General features: G+C 38.0%; 1 protein-coding gene. It reads right to left on the minus strand.

What is annotated here, in order from left to right:
* Positions 1-542 (minus strand): glycosyltransferase family 10 domain-containing protein (locus tag B9T66_RS08720; protein ID WP_257874685.1); only part of this gene is annotated, 542 nt, incomplete at both ends.

Consider the following 542-nt stretch of genomic DNA (forward strand, 5'->3'; position numbering starts at 1 on the left):
AAAAAGTTTTTCAGTCAAATACCCTGGATAACTTGAGTTTTCAAAACAAATATGAAATCTATAATTCCTAAGCCATTTGAGCTTAGAATCTCTAAAATTTGCATAGCGATCGCCTATGGGTCCACCAATATTATTTTTCCATCTCCCACCAGAATCTACGCGCTTATAAGCATTCAAAATTTCAAAAAAGTCATCTCTAATCTTTGTGTGTTCGCCACCACCATTTGTCGCCATAAAGGCACAAAACTTTTGGCGATCTAAGGGGGGGGGCAATGTGCAACGAATTTGGGATTGCTTATAGAGTTCTTGCACATGCGGTGCAGGTAAAAAATCTAATGGCAAGCGCAAATGCCTATCACCAAAATCCATATAATCAAAATCGATACCATAATCTGCAACATTCCAATTTGTGCGGACATTCTCGCCTGTAAAAAATATTCGCACACATTCATATCGCAAATGTGTGAAACCAAAGGGACCATAGAGCAAAAACTCCGGATCTTCACTATAACACACATCATATTTTTGAGATAGAATCTGCA

The sequence above is a fragment of the Helicobacter sp. TUL genome, from assembly GCF_002287135.1.
Classification (GTDB): Bacteria; Campylobacterota; Campylobacteria; order Campylobacterales; family Helicobacteraceae; genus Helicobacter_F.